Below are 1,646 nucleotides of genomic sequence, written 5' to 3'. Positions count from 1 at the left end.
GCGCTGACCCCGACCCTGCTCAATGCGCTGCTCGGCATACTCGCCGGCCTCCTCGCCCTGCCGCTGGCGAGCCTTGGCGCGCGTCTGTGGCAAGCCGTACGGCCGACCAAAACGGCCTGATCGATCATTTGCCGAGCAGGCGCCGGCAGCCCTTGCCCGGCGCCGTCTGGCATGACTTCCCCCAAGCTTATCCACAGCTTGCTCCACGCTTTCCGGGGATAACCGCGAGCCGCCTGGCGCAGCCCGCCCGCGCTTCCCGGCACTGCTTGCAAGTCTTCGGATTCGTTGAAGTTTTACCCTGGGCGAGGCTGCCAAGGGCGGCCCTGGCGAAAAGCTGAACAGCCCCGCGCAGGGCCGATGGCGCCTGGCGCGGCGGCTTTGCTGCAGAACTTGTGTACAGACTTACCCACAGATTCCGTGCACAACTCGCCGCGCCCCGCGGGCTAGCCGGCCTGCTGCATGATCACCGTCTGCGCCGGCATCGGCGCCGGGAAACCGCCCTCGCCGAGGGCGTCCTTGATGGTCTTGTTGGTGTCGAAATACACCTGCCAGTAATGGTCGTTGTGGCAGTAAGGGCGCACCGCCAGCACCGGCCCGACCAGATTGAACTCGAGGATTTCCACGTCCACCGCCGGCTCGGCGAGCACGTTGGCGATCGCGCCGACCCGCTCCTTGAGCAAGGCGGCGGCGGCCTTCCAGTCGGCGGCACCGGACAACTGCGCCTTGAGCTCGACGCGGCGGAAGGGGTTGTGGGTGAAGTTCTGGATGTTGTCGGAGAAGATCTTGTTGTTGCCGACCAGGGTCAGCACGTTGTCCGGGGTGTTGATCGCGGTGACGAACAGGCCGATCTCGGTGACCGTACCGACCACCCCGCCGGCGCTGATGAAGTCGCCGACCTTGAACGGCCGCAGGACGATGATGAAACCGCCGGCGGCGAGGTTGGCCAGCAGCCCCGACCAGGCCATGCCGATGGCCAGGCCGACCGCGGCGATCAGCGCCGCCAGGCTGGTGGTCTGCACGCCGAAGTAACCGAGGATGCCGATCACCAGGATGATGTTGAGGGTCACCGAGATGAAGTTGCCGACGTAGCGCAGCACGGTCGGGTCGACCTTCTGCTGACTCAAGGCCTTCTGCACCAGGCCGACGGCGACGCCGATCAGCCAGCGGCCGATGACCCAGAAGGCGATGGCGGAGAGGATCTTGATGGCGAAGGCCGCGCCGTATTGCACGACCAGGTCATAGAGGGCGGTGAGTTTTTCCGTGCCGGCGCTAACCAGTTGCGAGGTTTCGTCCATGGCGGTGCTCCAAGATGAGGGGTAACCCCCTCAACGCTAGCAGCGCCCCGGCCGGCCGCCAGGCAGCCGACCAACGGCGCGCCGGCGCCGTGGCAGAGCCGCCCGCGTCGTTCTCAGGCGTCCAGCGGCAACACCGTCACCTGCACCTCCGGATCGTGGCTGCCGCCGCCGAGGATCACCCCGCGCAGCGGCGAGACGTCGGCGAAATCGCGGCCCCAGGCCAGGGTGATGTGCTCCAGCGCCGGACGCAGGTTGTTGGTCGGGTCGAAATCCACCCAGCCCTGGCGCGGGCAGTACAGCGACACCCAGGCGTGCGAGGCGTCGGCGCCGATCAGTCGCGGCTGGCCGGGC

General features: G+C 67.4%; 1 protein-coding gene and 1 pseudogene. Both read right to left on the bottom strand.

Annotation, left to right across the window (positions count from 1 at the left end; all coding sequences use genetic code 11):
• Positions 1–443: 443 nt before the first annotated feature.
• Positions 444–1,295, bottom strand: coding sequence for a mechanosensitive ion channel family protein (locus tag N878_RS19735; protein WP_021445282.1), 852 nt, complete (start codon positions 1,293–1,295; stop codon positions 444–446).
• A gap of 113 nt (positions 1,296–1,408) precedes the next feature.
• Positions 1,409–1,646, bottom strand: a pseudogene (locus N878_RS19730) (transglutaminase family protein); the annotation flags it as partial.

The organism is Pseudomonas sp. EGD-AK9, assembly GCF_000465935.2.
Classification (GTDB): Bacteria; Pseudomonadota; Gammaproteobacteria; order Pseudomonadales; family Pseudomonadaceae; genus Aquipseudomonas.
This window is presented reverse-complemented; position numbering and strand designations above follow the sequence as displayed.

Bases quoted from the DNA above. Each gene is read 5' to 3' on its own strand.
- N878_RS19735 (WP_021445282.1), bottom strand. From the start codon at position 1,295: ATGGACGAAACCTCGCAACTGGTTAGCGCCGGCACGGAAAAACTCACC.